The organism is Pseudomonas sp. PA-4-8C, assembly GCF_021606625.1.
Lineage (GTDB): Bacteria > Pseudomonadota > Gammaproteobacteria > Pseudomonadales > Pseudomonadaceae > Aquipseudomonas > Aquipseudomonas lactis.
This window is the reverse complement of record NZ_WKCD01000059.1, coordinates 1-24,427: the sequence shown is the minus strand read 5'-3', so window position 1 is coordinate 24,427 and position 24,427 is coordinate 1. Positions and strand designations below refer to the sequence as shown.

At 55.1% G+C, this 24,427-nt stretch carries 31 protein-coding genes; all 31 read right to left on the bottom strand.

Annotation, left to right across the window (positions count from 1 at the left end; genetic code table 11):
• On the bottom strand, positions 1 to 144 hold a 144-nt coding region (gene rpsK / locus GIW04_RS12305; protein WP_232957941.1), incomplete at its 3' end, for a 30S ribosomal protein S11.
• Positions 145 to 174: 30 nt separating this feature from the next.
• Positions 175 to 531 (bottom strand): 30S ribosomal protein S13, encoded by a 357-nt coding sequence (rpsM, locus tag GIW04_RS12300; RefSeq protein WP_003194635.1) that lies wholly within the window; start codon positions 529 to 531, stop codon positions 175 to 177.
• 129 nt (positions 532 to 660) lie between these two features.
• Positions 661 to 777 (bottom strand): 50S ribosomal protein L36, encoded by a 117-nt coding sequence (rpmJ, locus tag GIW04_RS12295; protein ID WP_002555468.1) that lies wholly within the window; start codon positions 775 to 777, stop codon positions 661 to 663.
• Positions 778 to 805: 28 nt separating this feature from the next.
• Positions 806 to 2,134: a preprotein translocase subunit SecY gene (gene secY, locus GIW04_RS12290; protein WP_003194637.1), complete on the bottom strand. Its 1,329-nt coding sequence runs from the start codon at positions 2,132 to 2,134 to the stop codon at positions 806 to 808.
• Positions 2,135 to 2,572 carry a 50S ribosomal protein L15 gene (gene rplO / locus GIW04_RS12285; RefSeq protein ID WP_003176407.1) on the bottom strand — a complete coding sequence of 146 codons (438 nt, stop codon included), beginning with the start codon at positions 2,570 to 2,572 and terminating at the stop codon, positions 2,135 to 2,137.
• A 3-nt stretch (positions 2,573 to 2,575) separates the two neighbouring features.
• Positions 2,576 to 2,752, bottom strand: coding sequence for a 50S ribosomal protein L30 (gene rpmD, locus GIW04_RS12280; RefSeq protein WP_003176408.1), 177 nt, complete (start codon positions 2,750 to 2,752; stop codon positions 2,576 to 2,578).
• 2 nt (positions 2,753 to 2,754) lie between these two features.
• On the bottom strand, positions 2,755 to 3,255 hold the full coding sequence (gene rpsE, locus GIW04_RS12275) for a 30S ribosomal protein S5 (protein ID WP_003176409.1): 501 nt from the start codon (positions 3,253 to 3,255) through the stop codon (positions 2,755 to 2,757).
• A 3-nt stretch (positions 3,256 to 3,258) separates the two neighbouring features.
• Positions 3,259 to 3,609 (bottom strand): 50S ribosomal protein L18, encoded by a 351-nt coding sequence (gene rplR / locus GIW04_RS12270; RefSeq protein ID WP_003186037.1) that lies wholly within the window; start codon positions 3,607 to 3,609, stop codon positions 3,259 to 3,261.
• Positions 3,610 to 3,619: 10 nt separating this feature from the next.
• Entirely contained in the window at positions 3,620 to 4,153 is a 534-nt protein-coding gene (gene rplF / locus GIW04_RS12265) for a 50S ribosomal protein L6 (RefSeq protein ID WP_003194640.1), read from the bottom strand.
• A gap of 12 nt (positions 4,154 to 4,165) precedes the next feature.
• Positions 4,166 to 4,558: a 30S ribosomal protein S8 gene (gene rpsH / locus GIW04_RS12260; protein ID WP_003176413.1), complete on the bottom strand. Its 393-nt coding sequence runs from the start codon at positions 4,556 to 4,558 to the stop codon at positions 4,166 to 4,168.
• 208 nt (positions 4,559 to 4,766) lie between these two features.
• Entirely contained in the window at positions 4,767 to 5,072 is a 306-nt protein-coding gene (rpsN, locus tag GIW04_RS12255) for a 30S ribosomal protein S14 (RefSeq protein ID WP_003176414.1), read from the bottom strand.
• Positions 5,073 to 5,085: 13 nt separating this feature from the next.
• The gene (gene rplE, locus GIW04_RS12250; RefSeq protein ID WP_003194642.1) at positions 5,086 to 5,625 is read right to left on the bottom strand and encodes a 50S ribosomal protein L5; all 540 of its coding nucleotides are present in this window, start codon (positions 5,623 to 5,625) and stop codon (positions 5,086 to 5,088) included.
• 22 nt (positions 5,626 to 5,647) lie between these two features.
• The gene (gene rplX / locus GIW04_RS12245) at positions 5,648 to 5,962 is read right to left on the bottom strand and encodes a 50S ribosomal protein L24 (RefSeq protein WP_003176416.1); all 315 of its coding nucleotides are present in this window, start codon (positions 5,960 to 5,962) and stop codon (positions 5,648 to 5,650) included.
• 11 nt (positions 5,963 to 5,973) lie between these two features.
• On the bottom strand, positions 5,974 to 6,342 hold the full coding sequence (gene rplN / locus GIW04_RS12240; protein WP_002555479.1) for a 50S ribosomal protein L14: 369 nt from the start codon (positions 6,340 to 6,342) through the stop codon (positions 5,974 to 5,976).
• Positions 6,343 to 6,365: 23 nt separating this feature from the next.
• Entirely contained in the window at positions 6,366 to 6,632 is a 267-nt protein-coding gene (gene rpsQ / locus GIW04_RS12235) for a 30S ribosomal protein S17 (protein WP_003194644.1), read from the bottom strand.
• A 2-nt stretch (positions 6,633 to 6,634) separates the two neighbouring features.
• A complete protein-coding gene (gene rpmC / locus GIW04_RS12230) occupies positions 6,635 to 6,826 on the bottom strand; it encodes a 50S ribosomal protein L29 (RefSeq protein WP_002555481.1) in 192 nt (63 codons plus the stop codon).
• Positions 6,826 to 7,239, bottom strand: coding sequence for a 50S ribosomal protein L16 (rplP, locus tag GIW04_RS12225; protein ID WP_003176421.1), 414 nt, complete (start codon positions 7,237 to 7,239; stop codon positions 6,826 to 6,828). Before rplP ends, rpmC begins: the two co-directional genes overlap by 1 nt.
• A 12-nt stretch (positions 7,240 to 7,251) precedes the next feature.
• Positions 7,252 to 7,938 (bottom strand): 30S ribosomal protein S3, encoded by a 687-nt coding sequence (gene rpsC, locus GIW04_RS12220; RefSeq protein ID WP_003176422.1) that lies wholly within the window; start codon positions 7,936 to 7,938, stop codon positions 7,252 to 7,254.
• Positions 7,939 to 7,951: 13 nt separating this feature from the next.
• Complete coding sequence (gene rplV / locus GIW04_RS12215) at positions 7,952 to 8,284, bottom strand: 50S ribosomal protein L22 (protein ID WP_003103908.1); 333 nt, start codon at positions 8,282 to 8,284, stop codon at positions 7,952 to 7,954.
• Complete coding sequence (gene rpsS, locus GIW04_RS12210) at positions 8,275 to 8,571, bottom strand: 30S ribosomal protein S19 (protein ID WP_236478991.1); 297 nt, start codon at positions 8,569 to 8,571, stop codon at positions 8,275 to 8,277. The genes rplV and rpsS overlap by 10 nt, the downstream gene beginning before the upstream one ends.
• Positions 8,572 to 8,587: 16 nt before the next feature.
• Positions 8,588 to 9,412, bottom strand: a complete 825-nt coding sequence (gene rplB / locus GIW04_RS12205) for a 50S ribosomal protein L2 (protein WP_003186055.1) — start codon at positions 9,410 to 9,412, stop codon at positions 8,588 to 8,590.
• Between the two features lie 14 nt (positions 9,413 to 9,426).
• Positions 9,427 to 9,726 (bottom strand): 50S ribosomal protein L23, encoded by a 300-nt coding sequence (gene rplW, locus GIW04_RS12200; protein ID WP_002555488.1) that lies wholly within the window; start codon positions 9,724 to 9,726, stop codon positions 9,427 to 9,429.
• The gene (gene rplD / locus GIW04_RS12195) at positions 9,723 to 10,325 is read right to left on the bottom strand and encodes a 50S ribosomal protein L4 (RefSeq protein WP_003176424.1); all 603 of its coding nucleotides are present in this window, start codon (positions 10,323 to 10,325) and stop codon (positions 9,723 to 9,725) included. Before rplD ends, rplW begins: the two co-directional genes overlap by 4 nt.
• A gap of 12 nt (positions 10,326 to 10,337) precedes the next feature.
• Positions 10,338 to 10,973, bottom strand: coding sequence for a 50S ribosomal protein L3 (gene rplC / locus GIW04_RS12190; protein WP_003194649.1), 636 nt, complete (start codon positions 10,971 to 10,973; stop codon positions 10,338 to 10,340).
• Positions 10,974 to 11,054: 81 nt separating this feature from the next.
• Complete coding sequence (gene rpsJ, locus GIW04_RS12185) at positions 11,055 to 11,366, bottom strand: 30S ribosomal protein S10 (protein WP_003186070.1); 312 nt, start codon at positions 11,364 to 11,366, stop codon at positions 11,055 to 11,057.
• 157 nt (positions 11,367 to 11,523) lie between these two features.
• Positions 11,524 to 12,717, bottom strand: a complete 1,194-nt coding sequence (gene tuf, locus GIW04_RS12180) for an elongation factor Tu (RefSeq protein WP_003176426.1) — start codon at positions 12,715 to 12,717, stop codon at positions 11,524 to 11,526.
• Between the two features lie 30 nt (positions 12,718 to 12,747).
• Entirely contained in the window at positions 12,748 to 14,853 is a 2,106-nt protein-coding gene (gene fusA / locus GIW04_RS12175) for an elongation factor G (protein ID WP_003194651.1), read from the bottom strand.
• A gap of 30 nt (positions 14,854 to 14,883) precedes the next feature.
• Entirely contained in the window at positions 14,884 to 15,354 is a 471-nt protein-coding gene (gene rpsG, locus GIW04_RS12170) for a 30S ribosomal protein S7 (RefSeq protein WP_002555493.1), read from the bottom strand.
• A 118-nt stretch (positions 15,355 to 15,472) separates the two neighbouring features.
• Positions 15,473 to 15,844: a 30S ribosomal protein S12 gene (gene rpsL / locus GIW04_RS12165; protein ID WP_002555494.1), complete on the bottom strand. Its 372-nt coding sequence runs from the start codon at positions 15,842 to 15,844 to the stop codon at positions 15,473 to 15,475.
• A gap of 216 nt (positions 15,845 to 16,060) precedes the next feature.
• Entirely contained in the window at positions 16,061 to 20,260 is a 4,200-nt protein-coding gene (gene rpoC, locus GIW04_RS12160) for a DNA-directed RNA polymerase subunit beta' (RefSeq protein ID WP_003194653.1), read from the bottom strand.
• A gap of 64 nt (positions 20,261 to 20,324) precedes the next feature.
• Positions 20,325 to 24,398: a DNA-directed RNA polymerase subunit beta gene (gene rpoB / locus GIW04_RS12155; protein ID WP_010206926.1), complete on the bottom strand. Its 4,074-nt coding sequence runs from the start codon at positions 24,396 to 24,398 to the stop codon at positions 20,325 to 20,327.
• Between the last annotated feature and the right edge of the window lie 29 nt (positions 24,399 to 24,427).

Sequence of the window (24,427 nt, the reverse complement as noted above, 5' to 3'; positions counted from 1 at the left end):
ACCGGAGGTAGCCCAAGAAAGCGCGTTACCTTGACGGTCGGTGATGGTCACGATGGTGTTGTTAAAAGATGCATGGATGTGGGCGATGCCATCAACCACTGTCTTTTTAACTTTTTTACGAGGACGAGCAGCAGGTTTTGCCATGATAATTTTCCTGTCGATTCGCTGGGGCGATTACTTGCGGATCGGCTTACGCGGACCTTTACGGGTACGCGCGTTAGTCTTGGTACGCTGACCGCGTACTGGAAGACCACGACGATGACGCAGACCGCGATAGCAACCGAGGTCCATCAAACGCTTGATTTTCATGTTGATTTCGCGACGCAGGTCACCTTCAGTGGTGAACTTCGCCACTTCGCCACGCAGCTGTTCAATCTGCTCGTCGCTCAGATCCTTGATCTTAGCGGCTGGGTTTACCCCAGCGACTGCGCAAATTTTCTGCGCAGTAGTGCGACCAACACCATAGATGTAGGTCAGCGAGATAACAGTGTGCTTGTTATCTGGAATGTTAACGCCTGCAATACGGGCCATTCAGTGGGACTCCAATTGACAGCTACCTACGCCCCGGAAGCCAAGAAATAGGGCGCGAGATAATATCGCTGTAATAACAAATAATCAACCCGGCAGCGCACTAGCTGCCGGGCTTCAAGCGGATCACACTCAGCCTTGGCGCTGTTTGTGACGCGGTTCCGCGCTGCAAATTACTCGAACAACACCTTCGCGGCGAATAATCTTGCAGTTACGGCACAGCTTTTTCACCGATGCACGAACTTTCATCACCAACTCCTCGAACCTTATGGGGTACTCAGCGCAACATGCCGCTGCCGTAGCCCTTCAGGTTGGCTTTCTTCATCAGGGATTCGTACTGGTGCGAAACGAGGTGCGATTGTACTTGGGACATGAAGTCCATCACAACCACGACCACGATCAGCAACGAGGTCCCGCCAAGGTAGAACGGAACGTTTGCTGCAACCACCAGGAACTGGGGCAACAGGCACACGGCCGTCATATATAGAGCACCGAACAGGGTCAAACGAGTCAGAACGCCATCAATGTAGCGTGCCGACTGCTCACCTGGACGGATGCCCGGAATAAAGGCACCGGACTTCTTCAGGTTTTCCGCTACGTCTTTCGGATTGAACATCAACGCCGTATAGAAGAAGCAGAAGAAAATAATCCCTGCACTAAACAGCAGAATATTCAACGGCTGACCAGGAGCGATCGACTGAGAGAGGTCCTGCAGCCAGCCCATATTTTCAGACTGACCAAACCAGGTACCCAACGAAGCCGGAAACAGCAAGATGCTGCTCGCGAAAATTGCCGGAATAACACCGGCCATATTCACTTTCAGCGGCAAGTGGCTGGTCTGCGCAGCAAAGACCTTACGGCCCTGCTGACGCTTGGCGTAGTGAACAGCAATACGACGCTGGCCACGCTCAATGAACACCACAAAACCGATAATCGCTACTGCCAGCAAACCGATGGCAACCAAGGCGAAGATATTGATATCACCCTGACGCGCAGACTCGAAAGACTGCCCGATTGCTCTCGGAAGACCGGCGACGATACCTGCGAAAATCAACATCGAGATACCGTTGCCAACACCACGCTCCGTAATCTGCTCACCCAGCCACATCATGAACATCGCACCAGCCACAAACGTGGATACTGCGACGAAATGGAAGCCAAAGTCACCAGTGAACGCAACGCCCTGCCCGGCCAGGCCAACGGACATGCCGATAGCTTGAACCAGGGCGAGGACGACAGTGCCGTAGCGGGTGTACTGGCTAATCTTGCGACGGCCAGCTTCACCTTCCTTCTTCAACTGCTCCAGCTGCGGGCTGACGGCTGTCATCAGTTGCATGATGATCGATGCCGAAATGTACGGCATGATCCCCAGTGCAAAGATGCTCATCCGCTCCAGCGCGCCGCCGGAAAACATGTTGAACAAGCTAAGAATGGTCCCCTCATTCTGTCGAAACAGGTCTGCGAGTCGGTCCGGGTTGATACCTGGAACCGGGATGTGTGCGCCTATTCGGTAGACGATAATCGCCAGGAACAGAAAACGCAGACGAGCCCAAAGTTCAGACATACCGCCTTTGCCGAGCGCTGAGAGAGCACCTTGCTTAGCCATTTATTCCTCGAACTTGCCGCCAGCTGCTTCGATAGCCGAACGCGCACCTTTGGTGGCGCCGATTCCCTTGCCGATAGTGACAGCGCGAGTCACTTCACCGGACAGCATGATTTTCACACGCTGTACGTTGACGTTGATCACGTTGGCATCTTTCAGGGTCTGCACAGTAACGATGTCGCCTTCCACTTTAGCCAGCTCGGACAGACGCACTTCTGCGCGGTCCATGGCTTTCAGGGATACGAAACCGAACTTAGGCAGGCGACGATGCAGCGGCTGTTGACCGCCTTCAAAGCCTGGAGCAATGGTGCCACCGGAGCGGGAGGTTTGACCCTTGTGGCCACGGCCACCGGTCTTACCCAAACCACTACCGATACCACGGCCCGGACGATGCTTTTCGCGACGGGAACCCGGCGCTGGACTCAGATCATTGAGTTTCATCGATTAACCCTCTACACGCAGCATGTAGTAAGCCTTGTTGATCATCCCGCGATTCTCGGGAGTATCCTGGACTTCTACAGTGTGACCGATGCGACGCAGACCCAAACCTTTAACGCACAATTTGTGGTTAGGGATGCGGCCGGTCATGCTTTTGATCAGCGTTACTTTAACGGTAGCCATGATCAGAAGATCTCCTTGACAGTCAGACCACGCTTGGCAGCGATGGACTCAGGAGATTGCATAGCCTTCAGACCCTTGAAAGTGGCGTGAACCACGTTTACTGGGTTAGTCGAGCCGTAGCACTTGGCCAGAACGTTCTGAACGCCAGCAACTTCGAGGACAGCACGCATAGCGCCGCCAGCGATGATACCGGTACCTTCAGAAGCAGGCTGCATGTACACCTTCGAAGCGCCGTGAGCGGACTTCATTGCATACTGCAGAGTGGTGCCGTTCAGATCAACTTGGATCATGTTGCGACGAGCAGCTTCCATTGCCTTCTGGATCGCAGCAGGCACTTCACGTGACTTGCCACGGCCGAAGCCAACACGCCCTTTACCATCACCTACCACGGTCAACGCGGTGAAAGTGAAGATACGGCCGCCTTTAACGGTTTTGGCTACGCGGTTAACTTGAACCAGCTTCTCAATGTAGCCTTCGTCGCGCTTTTGGTCGTTATTTGACATAACTTAGAACTCCAGCCCAGCTTCACGAGCAGCATCAGCCAGCGCTTTCACGCGACCGTGGTACTTGAAGCCAGAGCGGTCGAAAGCCACTTGCGAGACGCCAGCGGCCTTAGCACGCGTAGCGACCAGCTGGCCAACCTTTGTGGCCGCGTCGATGTTGCCAGTGGCACCATCACGCAGTTCTTTATCCAAAGTCGAGGCGCTTGCCAGGACTTTGTTGCCGTCGGCCGAGATGACCTGGGCGTAGATGTGCTGCGACGAGCGGAACACGCAGAGACGCACGACTTCGAGTTCGTGCATTTTCAGGCGTGCTTTGCGAGCGCGACGCAGTCGAGTAACTTTTTTGTCGGTCATTTGCTATGCCCTACTTCTTCTTGGCTTCTTTACGACGGACGACTTCGTCCGCGTAGCGCACACCTTTGCCTTTGTACGGCTCTGGTGGACGGAAGTCGCGGATCTCAGCGGCCACTTGACCTACCAGCTGCTTATCGATGCCCTTGATCAGGATATCGGTCTGGCTAGGAGTCTCAGCAGTGATGCCCGCTGGCAGTTCGTAATCCACTGGGTGCGAGAAGCCAAGGGCAAGGTTCAAAACCGTGCCTTTTGCTTGCGCTTTGTAACCAACACCGACCAGCTGGAGCTTACGCTCGAAGCCTTGGCTTACGCCTTGGACCATGTTGTTTACCAACGCACGCGTGGTACCGGCCATTGCGCGAGTTTGTTGATCGCCATTGCGAGCAGCGAAACGCAGCTCACCAGCTTCCTCAACGATCTCAACGGACGAATGGATGTTCAGTTCAAGAGTACCCTTGGCACCCTTCACCGAAAGCTGTTGGCCTGCGAATTTGACTTCGACACCGGCTGGCAGCTTAACGGGGTTCTTAGCGACGCGAGACATGCTTATCCCCCCTTAGAACACAGTGCAAAGAACTTCGCCGCCGACACCGGCAGCGCGCGCAGCACGATCCGTCATCACACCTTTGTTGGTGGAGACGATAGACACGCCCAGACCGCCACGAACTTTCGGCAGATCTTCAGCGGACTTGTACTGACGCAGGCCTGGACGGCTAACGCGCTTCACTTCCTCGATGACCGAACGGCCTTCGAAGTACTTCAGCTCGATGGACAGCAGTGGTTTGATTTCGCTGCTGATCTGATAACCCGCAATGTAGCCTTCGTCTTTCAGGACTTTGGCAACAGCTACCTTCAACTTGGAAGATGGCATGCTTACGACGGACTTTTCAGCCATCTGGGCATTACGGATACGAGTTAGCATGTCCGCTAACGGGTCCTGCATACTCATGGGCTAGACGCTCCTAATACAAAAAAATTAGCCTTGCGGCTACATATGTCGCCGAGAATCTCCGAGCACAAAAAACACGGGCTCAGGCGAGCCGCGTATTTTAGACATACTCCAGAAATGAAACAAGCCCCAAAAGGGGCTTGATCCAGATTCAAGGTCACCGGCGGTCAGTATCTTGCGATTCCGACCACCTGGACGTTGAAAGTACTTACCAGCTGGCTTTAACCAGACCTGGTACGTCACCACGCATTGCCGCTTCACGCAGTTTGTTACGGCCGAGGCCGAACTTGCGGTAAACGCCGTGTGGACGACCGGTCAGGCGGCAGCGGTTACGCATGCGCGAAGCGCTTGCGTCACGTGGCTGCTTCTGCAGAGCAACTGTAGCTTCCCAACGTGCTTCTGGACTTGCGTTCAGATCAACGATGATTGCTTTCAGTGCTGCACGCTTCTTGGCGTACTTGGCAACCGTGAGCTGACGCTTCAGCTCGCGGTTTTTCATGCTCATCTTGGCCATGGTCCTACTCCAATCAGTTGCGGAACGGGAATTTGAAAGCACGCAGCAGGGCGCGACCTTCATCATCGTTCTTGGCAGTGGTGGTCAGGGTGATGTCCAGACCGCGGAGAGCATCGATCTTGTCGTAGTCGATTTCCGGGAAGATGATCTGCTCTTTCACGCCCATGCTGTAGTTACCACGACCATCGAAGGACTTGGCATTCAGGCCGCGGAAGTCGCGAACCCGAGGCAGGGAGATCGACAGCAGACGATCCAGGAATTCGTACATACGCTCACGGCGCAGAGTCACTTTGACGCCGATCGGCCAACCTTCACGGACTTTAAAGCCAGCGATGGATTTCCGAGCGTAAGTCACAACGACTTTTTGACCGGTGATCTTTTCCAGGTCGGCAACAGCGTGCTCGATGACTTTTTTGTCGCCGATCGCTTCGCCCAGACCCATGTTCAGGGTGATTTTGGTAACGCGCGGAACTTCCATCACGTTCCCGAGCTTAAGTTCTTCCTTAAGCTTAGGGGCGATTTCCTTCCGGTAAATCTCTTGTAGTCGTGCCATGGTCTAATCTACCTAGCAGTGTTCAAGCATCAACCGCTTTTTGGGTCGACTTGAAGACACGAATTTTCTTACCGTCTTCTACTTTGAAACCAACGCGGTCAGCCTTGTTGGTTTCGCCGTTGAAGATGGCGACGTTAGAAGCATCCAGCGGAGCTTCTTTCTCGACGATACCGCCCTGCACGCCCGACATCGGGTTAGGCTTGGTATGACGCTTGACCAGGTTCAGACCACCGATAACCAGACGGTTATTAGCGAGAACCTTAAGCACCTTACCGCGCTTACCTTTGTCTTTGCCGGCGATCACGATGATCTCGTCGTCACGACGAATCTTTTGCATGTCGGATCTCCTTACAGCACTTCTGGGGCGAGCGAGACGATCTTCATGAACTTCTCAGTACGAAGTTCACGGGTCACTGGCCCAAAGATACGGGTGCCGATCGGCTCTTGCTTGTTGTTCAGAAGAACAGCAGCGTTGCCATCAAAGCGGATAATGGAGCCATCAGCACGACGTACGCCGTGACGAGTGCGGACTACAACAGCAGTCATCACTTGGCCTTTTTTCACCTTACCGCGAGGAATTGCTTCCTTCACGGTAACTTTGATGATGTCACCGATACCAGCGTAACGACGATGGGAGCCACCCAGCACCTTGATGCACATAACACGGCGAGCGCCGCTGTTATCGGCCACATCGAGCATGGATTGAGTCTGAATCATATAATTTCTCCGACCCCTAGTCCTTAGACTTCCACAGCGCGTTCGAGAACATCAACCAGTGCCCAAGACTTGGTCTTGGCCATCGGACGAGTTTCACGAATAGTGACTTTGTCGCCGATGTGGCACTGATTGGTTTCGTCGTGCGCGTGCAGCTTAGTCGAACGCTTAACGTATTTACCGTAGATCGGGTGCTTAACGCGACGCTCGATCAAAACGGTGATGGTTTTGTCCATCTTGTCGCTGACAACACGGCCAGTCAGCGTACGGACAGTCTTTTCGGCTTCAGCCATGATCACTTACCTGCCTGCTGGTTGAGCACAGTCTTCACGCGAGCGATGTCACGCTTAACTTGCGAGAGCAGATGAGACTGCCCCAACTGGCCAGTTGCTTTCTGCATACGCAGATTGAACTGGTCGCGCAGCAGGCCGAGCAGTTGCTCGTTCAGCTGCTGTGCGGATTTTTCACGAAGTTCATTCGCTTTCATCACATCACCGTCCGTTTAACAAAGGAGGTGGCGAGCGGCAGCTTTGCAGCAGCCAGGGCGAAAGCCTCACGCGCCAGCTCTTCAGAAACACCCTCGATTTCATACAGGACTTTGCCTGGCTGAATCTGGGCTACCCAGTATTCCACGTTACCCTTACCTTTACCCATCCGAACCTCGAGAGGTTTTTTGGAGATCGGCTTGTCCGGGAATACACGGATCCAGATCTTGCCGCCACGTTTTACGTGACGGGTCAGAGCACGACGCGCTGACTCGATCTGACGAGCGGTGAGACGACCACGAGCTACAGACTTCAGCGCGAACTCGCCGAAGCTGACTTTGCTACCGCGCTGAGCCAGACCACGGTTGTGGCCTGTCATCTGCTTGCGGAACTTCGTACGCTTAGGTTGCAACATTTGGCGTACCCCTTACTTAGCAGCTTTTTTACGAGGCGCTGGTGCTTGTGGTTTCAGTTCTTCTTGGCGACCACCAATTACTTCGCCTTTGAAGATCCAAACCTTTACACCGATCACACCGTAAGTGGTGTGAGCTTCGTAGTTGGCATAGTCGATGTCGGCACGCAGGGTGTGCAGTGGCACACGACCTTCGCGATACCATTCAGTACGTGCGATTTCAGCACCGCCGAGACGACCGCTCACTTGGATTTTGATGCCTTTGGCACCAATGCGCATGGCGTTCTGTACGGCGCGCTTCATAGCGCGACGGAACATTACGCGACGCTCCAGCTGCTGAGCTACGCTCTGCGCAACCAGCATACCGTCGAGCTCCGGCTTGCGGATCTCTTCGATATTGATGTGCACAGGCACACCCATTTGCTTGGTCAGGTCCTGACGCAGTTTCTCAACATCTTCACCTTTCTTCCCGATAACGATACCTGGACGAGCGGTGTGGATGGTGATACGTGCAGTTTGGGCCGGACGATGGATATCGATACGGCTTACGGACGCGCTTTTTAGTTTGTCTTGGAGATACTCACGCACCTTCAGATCAGCGAACAAATAGTCCGCATAAGTCCGACCGTCTGCGTACCAGACGGAGGTGTGCTCCTTGACGATTCCCAGGCGAATGCCAATGGGATGTACTTTCTGACCCATCTCTTCGACTCCGTTACTTGTCAGCAACCTTGACAGTGATATGGCAAGACCGCTTGACGATGCGATCAGCACGGCCTTTGGCACGTGGCATGATGCGCTTCAGCGAACGCCCTTCGTTGACGAAAACGGTGCTGACCTTCAGGTCATCAACGTCTGCGCCTTCGTTATGCTCGGCGTTGGCTACGGCCGACTCCAGCACTTTCTTCATGATCTCGGCGGCTTTCTTACTGCTGAAAGCCAACAGGTTGAGCGCTTCGCCCACCTTCTTCCCGCGGATCTGGTCGGCGACCAAGCGGGCTTTCTGGGCGGAGATTCGAGCGCCCGACAACTTAGCGGCTACTTCCATTTCCTAACCCCGTAACGCTTGGCTTTCTTGTCTGCCACGTGCCCACGATAAGTGCGGGTACCGGCAAACTCGCCCAGTTTGTGGCCGACCATGTCTTCGTTAACGAGAACTGGGACGTGTTGACGACCGTTGTGTACTGCGATGGTCAAACCGACCATTTGTGGCAGGATCATCGAACGACGCGACCAGGTTTTAACTGGTTTGCGATCGTTCTTTTCCGCCGCCACTTCGATCTTCTTCAGTAGGTGAAGATCAATAAAAGGACCTTTTTTCAGAGAACGTGGCACTGTCGTATCCCTCTATTTACTTGCGACGACGGACGATCATTTTGTCGGTACGCTTATTACCACGAGTCTTCGCGCCCTTAGTCGGGAAGCCCCATGGCGATACCGGATGACGACCACCAGAGGTACGACCTTCACCACCACCGTGTGGGTGGTCAACCGGGTTCATGGCAACACCACGAACGGTTGGGCGAACGCCACGCCAGCGTTTGGCACCAGCTTTACCCAACGAACGCAGGCTGTGCTCGGAGTTCGAGACTTCGCCCAGGGTCGCACGGCATTCAGCCAGTACTTTACGCATCTCACCAGAACGCAGACGCAGGGTCACGTAGACACCTTCACGAGCGATCAGCTGAGCCGAAGCACCAGCGGAACGAGCGATCTGTGCGCCTTTACCTGGCTTCAATTCGATGCCGTGTACGGTGCTACCAACTGGAATGTTACGCAGTTGCAGAGCGTTGCCCGGCTTGATCGGTGCCAGAGCACCTGCGATCAGCTGGTCGCCAGCACTCACGCCTTTAGGGGCGATGATGTAGCGACGCTCGCCATCTGCGTACAGCAGCAGAGCGATGTGAGCAGTACGGTTTGGATCGTATTCGATACGCTCGACAGTGGCAGCGATGCCATCTTTGTCGTTGCGACGGAAGTCGACCAGACGATAATGCTGCTTATGGCCACCACCGATGTGACGAGTGGTAATGCGACCATTGTTGTTACGACCACCAGACTTCGATTTTTTCTCGAGCAGCGGTGCGTGAGGAGCGCCTTTATGCAGCTCCTGGTTGACCACCTTGACCACAAAACGGCGGCCAGGGGAAGTCGGTTTGCATTTAACGATTGCCATGATGCACCCCTTCCTTACTCAGCACTGCTGCTGAAATCGAGATCTTGGCCTGGCTGAAGGGAGATAACTGCCTTCTTCCAGTCATTACGCTTGCCCAGACCGCGAGCAGTGCGCTTGCTCTTACCCAGAACATTCAGGGTAGTAACACGCTCTACTTTCACGCTGAACAGGCTTTCGACGGCCTTCTTGATTTCCAGCTTGGTTGCGTCAGTTGCAACCTTGAAAACGAACTGGCCTTTCTTGTCAGCCAGAACCGTAGCCTTTTCGGAAACGTGCGGGCCAAGCAGAACTTTAAATACGCGTTCCTGGTTCATCCCAGCAGCTCCTCGAATTTCTTCACGGCCGACACGGTGATCAACACCTTGTCGTATGCGATCAGACTAACTGGATCGGAACCTTGCACGTCACGTACATCAACGTGTGGCAGGTTGCGAGCAGCCAGGTACAGGTTCTGATCAACAGCTTCGGACACGATCAAAACGTCGGTCAGGCTCATGTTGTTCAGTTTGCCCAGCAGATCTTTGGTTTTTGGACTTTCAACAGCGAAGTCCTGAACCACGACCAGACGATCAGTACGCACGAGTTCAGCAAGGATGGAGCGCAGTGCTGCGCGGTACATCTTCTTGTTGAGCTTCTGAGAGTGATCCTGTGGACGAGCTGCGAAAGTGGTACCGCCGCCACGCCAGATTGGGCTACGGATAGTACCGGCACGAGCACGGCCAGTGCCTTTCTGACGCCAAGGGCGCTTACCGCCACCACGTACGTCGGAACGGGTCTTTTGCTGCTTGCTACCTTGACGGCCGCCGGCCATGTAGGCCACGACTGCTTGGTGAACGAGCGTCTCGTTGAATTCGCCGCCAAATGTCAGTTCGGAAACTTCGATCGCTTGAGCGTCATTTACATTTAATTGCATGTCAGCTTCCCCTTAACCGCGAGCCTTGGCCGCTGGACGTACAACCAGGTTGCCGCCAGTAGCGCCAGGAACAGCACCCTTGACCAACAACAGATTGCGTTCAGCGTCGACGCGCACTACTTCGAGGGACTGCACGGTCACGCGCTCAGCGCCCATATGACCGGACATTTTTTTGCCCTTGAATACACGACCAGGAGTCTGGCACTGGCCAATAGAGCCCGGGACGCGGTGGGAAACGGAGTTACCGTGAGTGTTGTCTTGACCACGGAAATTCCAACGCTTGATCGTACCCTGGAAGCCTTTACCTTTGGACTGACCGGTCACATCGACCAGTTGACCAGCGGCGAAGATTTCAGCGTTGATCAGATCGCCAGCCTGGTAGTCGCCGTCTTCAAGACGGAACTCCATGACAGTACGACCAGCTGCAACGTTTGCTTTAGCGAAGTGACCTGCTTGAGCAGCAGTCACGCGCGAAGCACGACGCTCGCCGACAGTGACTTGCACTGCACGATAGCCATCGGTCTCTTCAGTTTTGAACTGGGTGACGCGATTCGGTTCGATCTCAATGACCGTGACCGGAATGGAGACACCTTCTTCGGTGAAAATACGGGTCATACCGCATTTACGACCGACTACACCAATAGTCATGTTGTAAACCTCATGAGTGTACGGGGCTTTCACCCGCTATGGCCGCCCATTTCAGAGCGTTACACGACTAAGACCCAAGTCTTAGCCGAGGCTGATCTGTACTTCCACACCGGCCGCCAGATCGAGCTTCATAAGTGCATCAACGGTTTTATCCGTTGGCTGGACGATGTCCAGTACGCGCTTATGAGTACGGATCTCGTACTGGTCACGCGCGTCTTTGTTGACGTGCGGGGAGACCAGAACGGTGAACCGCTCTTTACGGGTAGGCAGTGGAATTGGACCACGCACTTGAGCACCAGTACGTTTCGCGGTTTCCACGATTTCCTGGGTGGATTGGTCGATCAGGCGATGGTCAAAAGCCTTCAACCTGATACGGATTTGCTGATTTTGCATTGGATTTCAGACTCCGGCTGCTATTCCCACCGGGCGCAATACGCCCGTTAAAAGGAGGCGCAATTCTATAGACGCCCTAGATAGGTGTCAACCCAATAAAAAAGCCCCCGCTAAGCGGGGGCTTTCTCAAAACATCAAAGCTCACTCAAAAGAGAGATTACTCGATGATTTTAGCTACAACGCCAGCACCAACGGTACGGCCGCCTTCACGGATTGCGAAACGCAGACCGTCTTCCATAGCGATGGTTTTGATCAGGGTGACAACCATTTTGATGTTGTCGCCTGGCATTACCATTTCTACGCCTTCCGGCAGTTCGCAGTTACCAGTCACGTCAGTAGTACGGAAGTAGAACTGTGGACGGTAGCCTTTGAAGAACGGAGTGTGACGACCGCCTTCTTCTTTGCTCAGCACGTACACTTCAGCTTCGAACTTGGTGTGCGGCTTAACCGAACCTGGCTTGACCAGAACCTGGCCACGCTCAACGTCGTCACGCTTGGTACCACGAAGCAGAACGCCGCAGTTCTCGCCAGCACGACCTTCGTCGAGCAGCTTACGGAACATTTCAACACCGGTGCAGGTGGTGACGGTAGTGTCACGCAGACCAACGATTTCCAGTGGATCTTGAACCTTGACGATACCGCGCTCGATACGACCAGTTACAACAGTACCGCGACCAGAGATCGAGAATACGTCTTCGATTGGCATCAGGAACGGCTTGTCGATAACACGGACTGGATCTGGGATGTAGCTGTCCAGAGTCTCAACCAGTTTACGAACGGACGTGGTGCCCATTTCGTTGTCGTCTTTGCCTTCCAGAGCCATACGAGCAGAACCGATGATGATCGGAGTGTCGTCGCCTGGGAAGTCGTAAGTGCTCAGCAGATCGCGCACTTCCATCTCAACCAGTTCCAGCAGCTCAGCGTCGTCTACCAGGTCAGCCTTGTTCAGGTAAACCACGATGTACGGAACGCCTACCTGACGGGACAGCAGGATGTGCTCACGGGTTTGTGGCATCGGACCATCAGCGGCCGAGCAAACCAGGATTGCGCCGTCCATCTGGGCAGCACCGGTGATCATGTTCTTCACATAGTCAGCGTGACCTGGGCAGTCAACGTGAGCGTAGTGACGGATCAGCGAGTTGTATTCAACGTGCGCGGTGTTGATGGTGATACCACGAGCTTTCTCTTCTGGCGCGCTGTCGATTTTATCGAAATCAACGATTGCGGAACCGAATACTTCGGAGCAAACGCGAGTCAGAGCAGCAGTCAGAGTGGTTTTACCGTGGTCAACGTGACCGATGGTGCCAACGTTGACGTGCGGTAGGGAACGATCAAATTTTTCTTTAGCCACGACAATTAACTCCTTGCCTAAAGGACTGAATCAGCCTTGTTTTTTGGATACAGTTTCAGCGATGTGCGCCGGAGCTGTGTTGTATTTTTTGAATTCCATAGAGTAGCTTGCGCGACCCTGAGACATGGAACGAACGTCGGTCGCATAACCGAACATCTCGCCCAACGGAACCTCGGCGCGAATCACTTTGCCGGAAACCGTGTCTTCCATACCCAAGATCATGCCGCGACGACGGTTAAGGTCGCCCATGACATCACCCATATAGTCTTCAGGTGTAACAACTTCTACCGCCATGATTGGCTCAAGCAACTCACCACCGCCCTTCTGGGCCAGTTGCTTGGTTGCCATGGAAGCAGCCACCTTAAACGCCATCTCGTTGGAGTCGACGTCGTGGTAAGAACCGTCAAAAACGGTTGCTTTCAGGCCGATCAGCGGATAGCCGGCAACAACACCGTTCTTCATCTGCTCTTCGATACCCTTCTGGATAGCAGGGATGTATTCCTTAGGAACAACACCGCCTACTACTTCGTTCACGAATTGCAGACCTTCCTGACCTTCGTCAGCAGGAGCAAAACGGATCCAGCAGTGACCGAACTGACCACGACCGCCGGACTGACGAACGAACTTGCCTTCGATTTCACAGTTCTTCGTGATGCGCTCACGATAGGAAACCTGAGGCTTACCGATGTTGGCTTCGACGTTGAACTCACGGCGCATCCGGTCAACCAGGATGTCCAGGTGCAGCTCGCCCATGCCGGAGATGATCGTTTGACCAGTCTCTTCATCAGTCTTGACGCGGAAAGATGGATCTTCCTGAGCAAGCTTGCCCAGAGCGATACCCATTTTTTCCTGGTCATCCTTGGTCTTAGGCTCTACGGCAACCGAAATAACCGGCTCCGGGAAGTCCATGCGAACCAGGATGATTGGCTTGGCAGCGTCGCACAAAGTCTCACCAGTGGTGACGTCCTTCATGCCGATCAGGGCCGCGATGTCACCAGCGCGTACTTCCTTGATCTCTTCACGGGCGTTTGCGTGCATTTGCACCATACGACCCACGCGCTCTTTCTTGCCTTTAACCGAGTTGATCACGCCGTCGCCGGAGGCCAACACGCCCGAGTAAACGCGGACGAAGGTCAAAGTACCCACGAATGGGTCGGTAGCGATCTTGAACGCCAGAGCCGAGAACGGCTCGTTGTCATCGGCGTGACGCTCCATTTCTTCTTCCTCGTTATCAGGGTTGGAACCCTTGATAGCAGGAATGTCGGTTGGAGCAGGCAGGTAGTCGATAACGGCGTCGAGAACCAGGGGAACACCCTTGTTCTTGAACGAGGAACCGCAAACAGCCAAGACGATCTCACCAGCGATAGTACGCTGACGCAGAGCGGCCTTGATTTCCACGTTGGTGAGTTCTTCACCTTCGAGGTACTTGTTCATCAGCTCTTCGCTGGCTTCGGCGGCAGCCTCAACCATGTTGTTGCGCCACTCGTCAGCCAGTTCCTGAAGCTCTTCAGGGATAGGCTTACGAACAGGAACCATACCTTTGTCGGAATCATTCCAGTAAACAGCTTCCATGTTGATCAGATCGATCTGACCCTGGAAGTTGTCTTCGGAACCGATAGCCAACTGGATAGGCACCGGAGTGTGACCCAGACGCTGCTTGATCTGACCGATCACGCGCAGGAAGTTGGCACCAGCACGGTCCATCTTGTTTACATAAACAAGACGTGGAACGCCGTACTTGTTGGCTTGACGCCATACGGTTTCCGACTGAGGCTCAACGCCCGAGGTACCGCAGAACACAACGACAGCGCCATCGAGTACGCGCAGGGAACGTTCAACTTCAATGGTGAAGTCTACGTGGCCCGGGGTATCGATTACGTTGAAGCGATGCTCGTCTTTGTACTGCTTCTCGGAACCTTTCCAGAAGGCGGTAATAGCAGCAGAAGTAATGGTAATACCACGCTCCTGCTCCTGAACCATCCAGTCTGTGGTCGCGGCGCCGTCATGCACCTCGCCCATTTTGTGACTTTTGCCGGTGTAAAACAGTACGCGCTCGGTGGTGGTGGTTTTACCAGCATCCACGTGAGCGACGATACCGATGTTACGGTAGCGGCTAATCGGAGTAGTACGAGCCATAAAGCCCTCGCAAAATTAGTGAAGCTAAAATTAGAAGCGGTAGTGCGAGAAAGCTTTGTTGGCTTCAGCCATACGGTGCACGTCTTCACGCTTCTTAACAGCAGCACCTTTACCTTCAGCAGCGTCCAACAGTTCGCCGGCCAAACGCAGAGCCATAGACTTCTCGCCACGCTTACGGGCGAAGTCTACCAACCAGCGCATTGCCAGAGCGTTACGACGGGACGGGCGAACTTCAACCGGAACCTGGTAAGTAGCACCGCCTACACGGCGCGACTTCACTTCGACCAGCGGAGCGATGGCGTCGAGAGCTTTCTCGAAGATTTCCAGGGGGTCGCTGTTCTTGCGTTCTTTAACCTTTTCCAGCGCGCCATAAACGATACGCTCGGCAACGGCTTTCTTGCCGCTTTCCATCACGTGGTTCATGAACTTGGCCAGGATTTGGCTTCCGTATTTTGGATCGTCAAGCACTTCGCGCTTGGCTGCTACGCGTCTTCTTGGCATGGATAAGCCCTCAAACGGTCTTCAGGTTCGCTCGGAATCGGTGCCCTTTCGGGACGCCTCCGACCTTACTCTTATCGACTCAGAAAATAAGATGATTCAGGTTTACAAAAAGCCGCTACTACTTAGGCTTCTTGGTACCGTACTTCGAACGACCCTGGTTACGACCTTTAACGCCGGAAGTATCCAAAGAACCGCGTACGGTGTGATAACGAACACCTGGCAAGTCTTTTACACGACCGCCGCGGATCAGTACCACGCTGTGCTCTTGCAGGTTGTGGCCTTCACCGCCGATGTACGAGGAAACCTCGAAACCGTTGGTCAGACGCACACGGCATACTTTACGCAGTGCCGAGTTAGGTTTTTTCGGCGTGGTGGTATACACACGGGTGCATACGCCACGACGTTGCGGGCAGTTCTGCAGCGCAGGTACGTCGGATTTCTCGACGATACGCTTACGCGGCTGACGTACCAGCTGGTTGATAGTTGCCATCTACTAGCTCCACTGTTGTCTTGCGACGCTATTGTCTTGCAAGAAAAGCAAAATGGCAGGAACGAATTCCCGCCAAATTTAGGGGTACAAGAGTCTAAAGAGGATCTTGTCCCCAGTCAAGGCAAGGCCCCGACCTCCCCTCGCGTCGAACCGGGGCAAAAATGCCTCGATCCGACGAATGGGAGTGTCAGGGCCCAGACTCATCTATCGCAGAACTCAGTTACCGCTTGAGTTCAGCGCTTCGGTCAGTGCAGCTTCCACTTCACTGGCGCTTACGCGCAGCGGCTTGTCAGCATCACGGCGACGCTTACGCTCGCTGTGGTAAGCCAAACCGGTACCTGCCGGGATCAGACGACCCACGACTACGTTTTCTTTCAGGCCGCGCAGGTAATCGCGCTTGCCGGTTACCGCTGCTTCGGTCAGTACGCGAGTGGTCTCCTGGAAGGAGGCCGCCGAGATGAACGACTCAGTGGACAACGACGCCTTGGTGATACCCAGCAGCACGCGAGTGAACTTGGAGACAAATTTCTCTTCATTCGCCAGGCGCTCGTTTTCTACCAGTACGTGAGTCAGTTCCATCTGGTCGCCCTTGATGAAACTGGAATCGCCGGATTCAGCGATTTCAACTTTACGCAGCATCTGACGCAGGATGGTCTCGATGTGCTTGTCGTTGATCTTCACGCCTTGCAGACGGTAAACGTCCTGGATCTCGTTAACGATGTACTTGGCCAGCGCACTTACACCCAGCAGACGCAGGATGTCGTGTGGATCGCTAGGGCCGTCGGAGATAACTTCGCCGCGGTTTACCTGTTCGCCTTCGAACACGTTCAGGTGACGCCACTTCGGAATCAGCTCTTCGTACGGATCGCTACCGTCGTTCGGAGTAATGACCAGACGGCGCTTGCCCTTGGTCTCTTTACCGAACGCGATGGTACCGCTGACTTCAGCCAGAATCGACGCTTCTTTCGGACGACGAGCTTCAAACAAGTCGGCAACACGCGGCAGACCACCGGTGATGTCACGGGTCTTCGAAGTTTCTTGCGGGATACGCGCGATAACATCACCGATCGCGATCTTCGCACCATCCGCTACACCGACCAGGGCGTTGGCTGGCAGGAAGTACTGAGCGATTACGTCAGTGCCTGGCAGCAACAGATCCTTGCCGTTGTCATCGACCATCTTCACGGCAGGACGGATGTCCTTACCGGCAGCTGGACGATCTTTGGCGTCGAGTACTTCAATGTTGGTCATACCGGTCAATTCGTCAGTCTGACGCTTGATCGTGATGCCTTCTTCCATGCCCACGTAGGTCACGGTACCTTTCATTTCGGTAACGATCGGGTGAGTGTGCGGATCCCACTTGGCCACGATTGCGCCAGCGTCGACCTTGTCACCTTCTTTAACCGAAATCACAGCACCGTACGGCAGCTTGTAACGCTCGCGCTCACGACCGTAGTCATCAGCGATGGCCAGCTCACCGGAACGGGACACAGCAACCAGGTGGCCATCCACTCGCTCAACGTGCTTGAGGTTGTGCAGGCGGACGGTACCGCCATTCTTAACCTGAACACTGTCGGCTGCGGAGGTCCGGCTTGCCGCACCACCGATGTGGAACGTACGCATGGTCAGCTGGGTACCCGGCTCACCGATGGACTGGGCAGCGATAACGCCGACCGCTTCACCGATGTTCACCTGGTGACCACGAGCCAAGTCACGGCCGTAGCACTTGGCGCAGATGCCGTAGCGGGTTTCGCAGCTGATCGGCGAGCGAACGATCACTTCGTCGATGCTGTTGAGTTCGATGAACTCGACCCACTTCTCGTCAACCAGGGTGCCGGCAGGAACGATAACTTCCTCGGTACCTGGCTTGAACACGTCACGGGCAATCACACGACCCAATACGCGCTCACCCAGTGGCTCTACAACGTCACCGCCTTCAATGTGCGGAGTCATCAGCAGGCCGTGCTCGGTGCCGCAATCGATCTCGGTTACAACCAGATCTTGTGCAACGTCTACCAGACGACGAGTCAGGTAACCGGAGTTAGCGGTTTTCAACGCGGTATCCGCAAGACCCTTACGAGCACCGTGAGTGGAGATGAAGTACTGGAGTACGCTCAAACCTTCACGGAAGTTCGCAGTAATCGGCGTTTCGATGATGGAGCCGTCCGGCTTGGCCATCAGGCCACGCATACCGGCGAGCTGACGGATCTGCGCAGCAGAACCCCGTGCGCCCGAGTCGGCCATCATGTACATCGAGTTGAAGGATTCCTGGTCAACTTCGTCGCCGTGACGGTCGATGACTTTCTCTTTCGAGAGGTTTGCCATCATCGCCTTGGAAACTTCGTCGTTCGCCTTGGACCAAAGGTCGATCACCTTGTTGTACTTCTCGCCCTGGGTTACCAGGCCGGAGGCGTACTGGCTCTCGATCTCTTTCACTTCGTCAGTGGCAGCACTGATGATGCGAGCTTTTTCATCCGGGATAACGAAGTCGTTAACGCCGATGGAAACGCCGGAGATAGTCGAGTAAGCGAAACCTGTGTACATCAACTGGTCAGCGAAGATAACGGTCTCTTTCAAACCAACCACGCGGTAGCACTGGTTGATCAGCTTGGAGATCGCCTTTTTCTTCATCGGCAGGTTGACGACGTCGTAAGACAGACCTTTTGGCACAACCTGGTACAACAGCGCACGGCCGACAGTGGTGTCGACGATACGGGTGTTGCTCACGCTGCCGCCGTCACGGTCGTTGACGGTTTCGTGGATCCGCACCTTGACCTTGGCGTGCAGTGCGGCTTCGCCGGCACGGAACACACGGTCAACTTCTTGCAGGTCAGCGAACACACGACCTTCGCCCTTGGCGTTGATCGCTTCACGGGTCATGTAGTACAGACCCAATACAACGTCCTGCGACGGAACGATGATTGGCTCACCGTTGGCTGGCGACAGGATGTTGTTGGTCGACATCATCAACGCACGCGCTTCCAACTGGGCTTCCAGTGTCAGCGGTACGTGCACGGCCATTTGGTCGCCGTCGAAGTCGGCGTTGTACGCAGCACAGACCAGAGGGTGCAGCTGGATAGCCTTACCTTCGATCAGTACAGGTTCAAACGCCTGGATACCCAGACGGTGAAGGGTCGGTGCACGGTTGAGGAGAACCGGGTGTTCGCGAATCACTTCAGCGAGAACGTCCCAAACCTCTGGCAGTTCGCGCTCGACCATTTTCTTGGCCGCTTTGATGGTGGTCGCGAGACCGCGCATTTCCAGCTTACCGAAGATGAACGGCTTGAACAGCTCGAGTGCCATCTTCTTAGGCAGACCGCACTGGTGCAGACGCAGGGTCGGGCCTACGGTAATTACCGAACGACCGGAGTAGTCAACACGCTTACCGAGCAAGTTCTGACGGAAACGACCTTGCTTACCCTTGATCATGTCAGCCAGGGATTTCAGAGGACGCTTGTTGGAACCGGTGATAGCGCGGCCACGACGACCGTTGTCGAGCAGGGCATCGACCGCTTCTTGCAACATACGCTTTTCGTTGCGCACGATGATGTCCGGAGCGGACAGATCAAGCAGGCGCTTCAAGCGGTTGTTACGGTTGATCACGCGGCGGTACAGGTCGTTGAGGTCGGACGTCGCGAAACGACCACCGTCCAACGGTACCAGCGGACGCAGGTCTGGCGGCAGAACCGGCAGAACGGTCAGCACCATCCACTCTGGCAAGTTGCCGGAACCCTGGAAGGCTTCCATCAACTTCAGACGCTTGGACAGCTTCTTGATCTTGGTTTCGGAGTTGGTTTGCGGAATCTCTTCGCGCAGACGACCAATCTCGTGCTCCAGGTCGATAGCGTGCAGCAGTTCGCGGACAGCTTCGGCACCCATGCGGGCATCGAAATCGTCGCCGAACTCTTCCAGCGCTTCGAAGTACTGCTCGTCGTTCAGCAGCTGACCTTTTTCAAGGGTGGTCATGCCTGGGTCGATAACGACATAGCTCTCGAAGTAGAGAACACGTTCGATATCACGCAGGGTCATGTCCATCAGCAAGCCGATACGGGACGGCAGCGATTTCAGGAACCAGATGTGGGCAACCGGCGAAGCCAGTTCGATGTGCGCCATGCGCTCACGACGAACCTTGGCCAGTGCGACTTCAACGCCACACTTCTCGCAGATCACACCACGGTGCTTCAAGCGCTTGTACTTACCGCACAGGCACTCGTAATCCTTTACCGGGCCAAAGATCTTGGCGCAGAACAGGCCGTCACGCTCAGGTTTGAACGTACGGTAGTTGATGGTTTCCGGCTTTTTAACTTCACCGAACGACCACGAACGGATCATCTCAGGCGATGCCAATCCAATACGGATGGCGTCGAACTCTTCGACTTGACCCTGGTTTTTCAGCAAATTCAGTAGGTCTTTCAAGGCCTTTCCTCCTGGCGGAGCAGAGAGCGGGCTAAGCAGCCCCGCTCTCGATTCGCGTCACGTGTTATTCGGTTTCCAGATCGATATCGATGCCGAGGGAACGAATTTCTTTGATCAACACGTTGAAGGACTCGGGCATGCCCGGCTCCATACGGTGATCGCCGTCCACGATGTTTTTGTACATCTTGGTACGACCGTTCACATCGTCCGACTTCACTGTGAGCATTTCTTGCAGAGTGTATGCAGCACCGTATGCTTCCAGTGCCCAGACCTCCATCTCCCCGAAACGCTGACCACCGAACTGAGCCTTACCACCCAGCGGCTGCTGGGTAACCAGGCTGTACGAACCGGTAGAACGAGCATGCATCTTGTCGTCTACCAAGTGGTTCAGCTTCAGCATGTACATGTAGCCAACAGTAACCGGGCGCTCGAACTTGTTGCCGGTACGGCCGTCGAACAGCTGCATCTGGCCGCTTTCTGGCAGGTCTGCCAGTTTCAGCATGGCCTTGATTTCGCTTTCCTTGGCACCGTCGAACACCGGGGTAGCCATTGGAACGCCGCCGCGCAGGTTCTTCGCCAGATCCAGGATTTCCTGGTCGGAGAAGGTGTCCAGCTCTTCGTTGCGACCGCCGATCTCGTTGTAGATCTCGTGCAGGAACTTACGCAGGTCTGCGACCTTGCGCTGCTCTTCGATCATACGGTTGATCTTCTCGCCCAGACCTTTGGCCGCGAGGCCCAGGTGGGTTTCAAGGATCTGGCCAACGTTCATACGCGAAGGTACGCCCAACGGGTTGAGGACGACGTCGACCGGGGTGCCATTGGCATCGTGCGGCATGTCTTCAACCGGCATGATCACGGAGACCACACCCTTGTTACCGTGACGACCGGCCATCTTGTCGCCCGGCTGGATGCGGCGACGGATTGCCAGGTAAACCTTGACGATTTTCAGCACACCTGGAGCCAGGTCATCGCCCTGCTGCAGTTTGCGCTTCTTGTCTTCGAACTTGTCGTCCAGCAGACGGCGGCGATCAACGATATAGGCCTGGGCCTTCTCGAGCTGCTCGTTCAGAGCATCTTCAGCCATGCGCAGTTTGAACCACTGGCCGTGCTCAAGACCGTCGAGGATTTCGTCGGTGATGTCCTGACCTTTCTTCAGGCCTGCGCCGCCTTCAGCCTTGTGGCCTACCAAAGCGGAACGCAGACGTTCGAAGGTCGCGCCTTCAACGATACGGAACTCTTCGTTCAGATCCTTGCGGATCTCGTCGAGCTGGGTCTTCTCGATGGACAGTGCACGAGCATCACGCTCAACGCCGTCACGGGTGAAGACCTGTACGTCGATGACAGTACCCTTGGTACCGGTAGGTACACGCAGGGAGGTGTCTTTAACGTCGCTGGCTTTTTCACCGAAGATGGCACGCAGCAGCTTCTCTTCCGGCGTCAGTTGGGTCTCGCCTTTCGGAGTGACCTTACCGACCAGGATGTCGCCAGCGCCAACTTCAGCACCTACATAAACGATACCGGCTTCGTCCAGCTTGTTCAGTGCAGCTTCACCCACGTTCGGGATGTCTGCAGTGATTTCCTCAGGCCCAAGCTTGGTATCACGTGCCACACAGGTCAGTTCCTGAATGTGGATCGTGGTGAAGCGGTCTTCTTGAACCACACGCTCGGACAGGCAGATGGAGTCTTCGAAGTTGAAGCCGTTCCATGCCATGAACGCGATGCGCATGTTCTGACCCAGAGCCAGTTCACCCATGTCGGTGGACGGGCCGTCGGCCATGATGTCGCTACGCTGAACGCGATCACCCTTGCTCACCAGCGGACGCTGGTTGATGCAGGTGTTCTGGTTCGAGCGGGTGTATTTGGTCAGGTTGTAGATGTCGACACCGGCTTCGCCAGTTTCTACTTCGTCATCGGCAACACGAACCACGATACGGCTGGCATCAACGGAGTCGATCACACCGCCACGACGAGCCACGACGCAAACGCCGGAGTCACGCGCCACGTTGCGCTCCATGCCGGTACCTACCAGCGGCTTGTCAGCACGCAGGGTCGGTACAGCTTGACGCTGCATGTTGGAACCCATCAACGCACGGTTGGCGTCATCGTGTTCCAGGAACGGGATCAGCGACGCTGCAACAGAAACTACCTGCTTGGGCGATACGTCCATCAAGGTAACGTCTTCCGGCGCCTTGACGGTGAACTCGTTCAAGTGACGAACAGCTACCAGCTCGTCGACCAGGACTTTCTTGTCGTTCATCGTGGCCGAAGCCTGAGCGATCACGTGATCAGCTTCTTCGATGGCGGACAGGAATACGATCTCGTCGGTAACCAGGGCGTCTTTCACCACACGGTACGGGCTTTCGAGGAAGCCGTACTGGTTGGTGCGCGCATAGGCAGCCAGGGAGTTGATCAGACCGATGTTCGGACCTTCCGGCGTTTCGATCGGGCAAACACGACCGTAGTGCGTCGGGTGTACGTCACGAACTTCAAAGCCAGCACGCTCACGGGTCAGACCGCCCGGGCCCAGTGCAGAAACACGGCGCTTGTGGGTGATCTCGGAGAGCGGGTTGTTCTGGTCCATGAACTGCGAAAGCTGGCTGGAACCGAAGAACTCTTTCACCGCCGCAGCCACTGGCTTGGCGTTGATCAAGTCTTGCGGCATCAGGCCTTCGCTTTCAGCCATCGACAGACGCTCTTTGACCGCACGCTCAACACGTACCAGGCCAACGCGGAACTGGTTCTCGGCCATTTCGCCTACGCAGCGAACACGGCGGTTACCCAGGTGGTCGATGTCATCGACGATGCCTTTGCCGTTACGGATGTCGACCAGGGTCTTCAATACCGCGACGATGTCTTCCTTGCACAGCACGCCCGAACCTTCGATCTCGGTACGACCGATACGACGGTTGAACTTCATCCGGCCGACCGCAGACAGGTCATAGCGCTCAGGGCTGAAGAACAGGTTGTTGAACAGGGTTTCGGCAGCGTCTTTGGTTGGTGGCTCACCAGGACGCATCATGCGATAGATCTCGACCAGCGCTTCCAATTGGTTGCTGGTGGAGTCGATCTTCAGTGTGTCGGAGATGAACGGACCGCAGTCGATATCGTTGGTGTACAGGGTCTCGATGCGAACAACCTGGGCCTTGGCGATCTTGGCCAGGATCTCGGTGTTCAGCTCGGTGTTGCACTCAGCCAGGATTTCGCCTGTAGCCGGGTGAACGATAACCTTGGCGGTAGTGCGACCCAGGACGTAGTCCAGTGGCACTTCCAGCTCTTTGATACCGGCTTTTTCGATCTGGTTGATGTGGCGCGCAGTGATACGACGGCCAGCCTCAACGATGACCTTGCCTTTTTCGTCCTGGATGTCCAGGACAGCAATTTCACCACGCAGACGCGAAGCGATCAGTTCCAGCTTGAGGGTTTCATCCTTCAGGCTGAATACGTTGGTGGTATAGAAAGCATCCAGCACTTGCTCAGTGGTGTAACCGAGCGCGCGCAGCAATACCGAGGCCGGCAGCTTGCGACGACGGTCGATACGCACGAACACGCAGTCTTTCGGGTCGAACTCGAAGTCCAACCACGAACCGCGGTACGGAATGATCCGCGCGGAGTACAGGAGTTTGCCGGAGCTGTGCGTCTTGCCGCGGTCGTGGTCGAAGAACACGCCCGGGGAACGGTGCAGCTGGGAAACGATTACACGCTCGGTACCGTTGATTACGAAGGTACCGTTTTCAGTCATCAGTGGGATTTCGCCCATGTAGACTTCTTGCTCTTTGATGTCCTTGATCGCTTTGTTCGACGATTCTTTGTCGAAAATGATCAGACGGACTTTTACCCGCAAAGGTACGGCGTACGTAACGCCACGCAACACGCATTCTTTGACATCAAATGCCGGTTCGCCCAGGCGATAACCGACGTACTCCAGCGCAGCATTGCCGGAGTAGCTGATGATCGGGAAAACGGATTTGAAGGCCGCATGCAGGCCCACGTCGCGGAACTGATCTTTGGTCGCTCCCGCCTGCAAGAATTCACGATACGAATCCAGCTGGATAGCCAGAAGGTACGGGACATCCATGACGTCCGGCAACTTGCTAAAGTCCTTGCGGATACGTTTTTTCTCAGTATATGAGTAAGCCATCAGCGTTCCCCAGCTTGGTCACCTGCTTG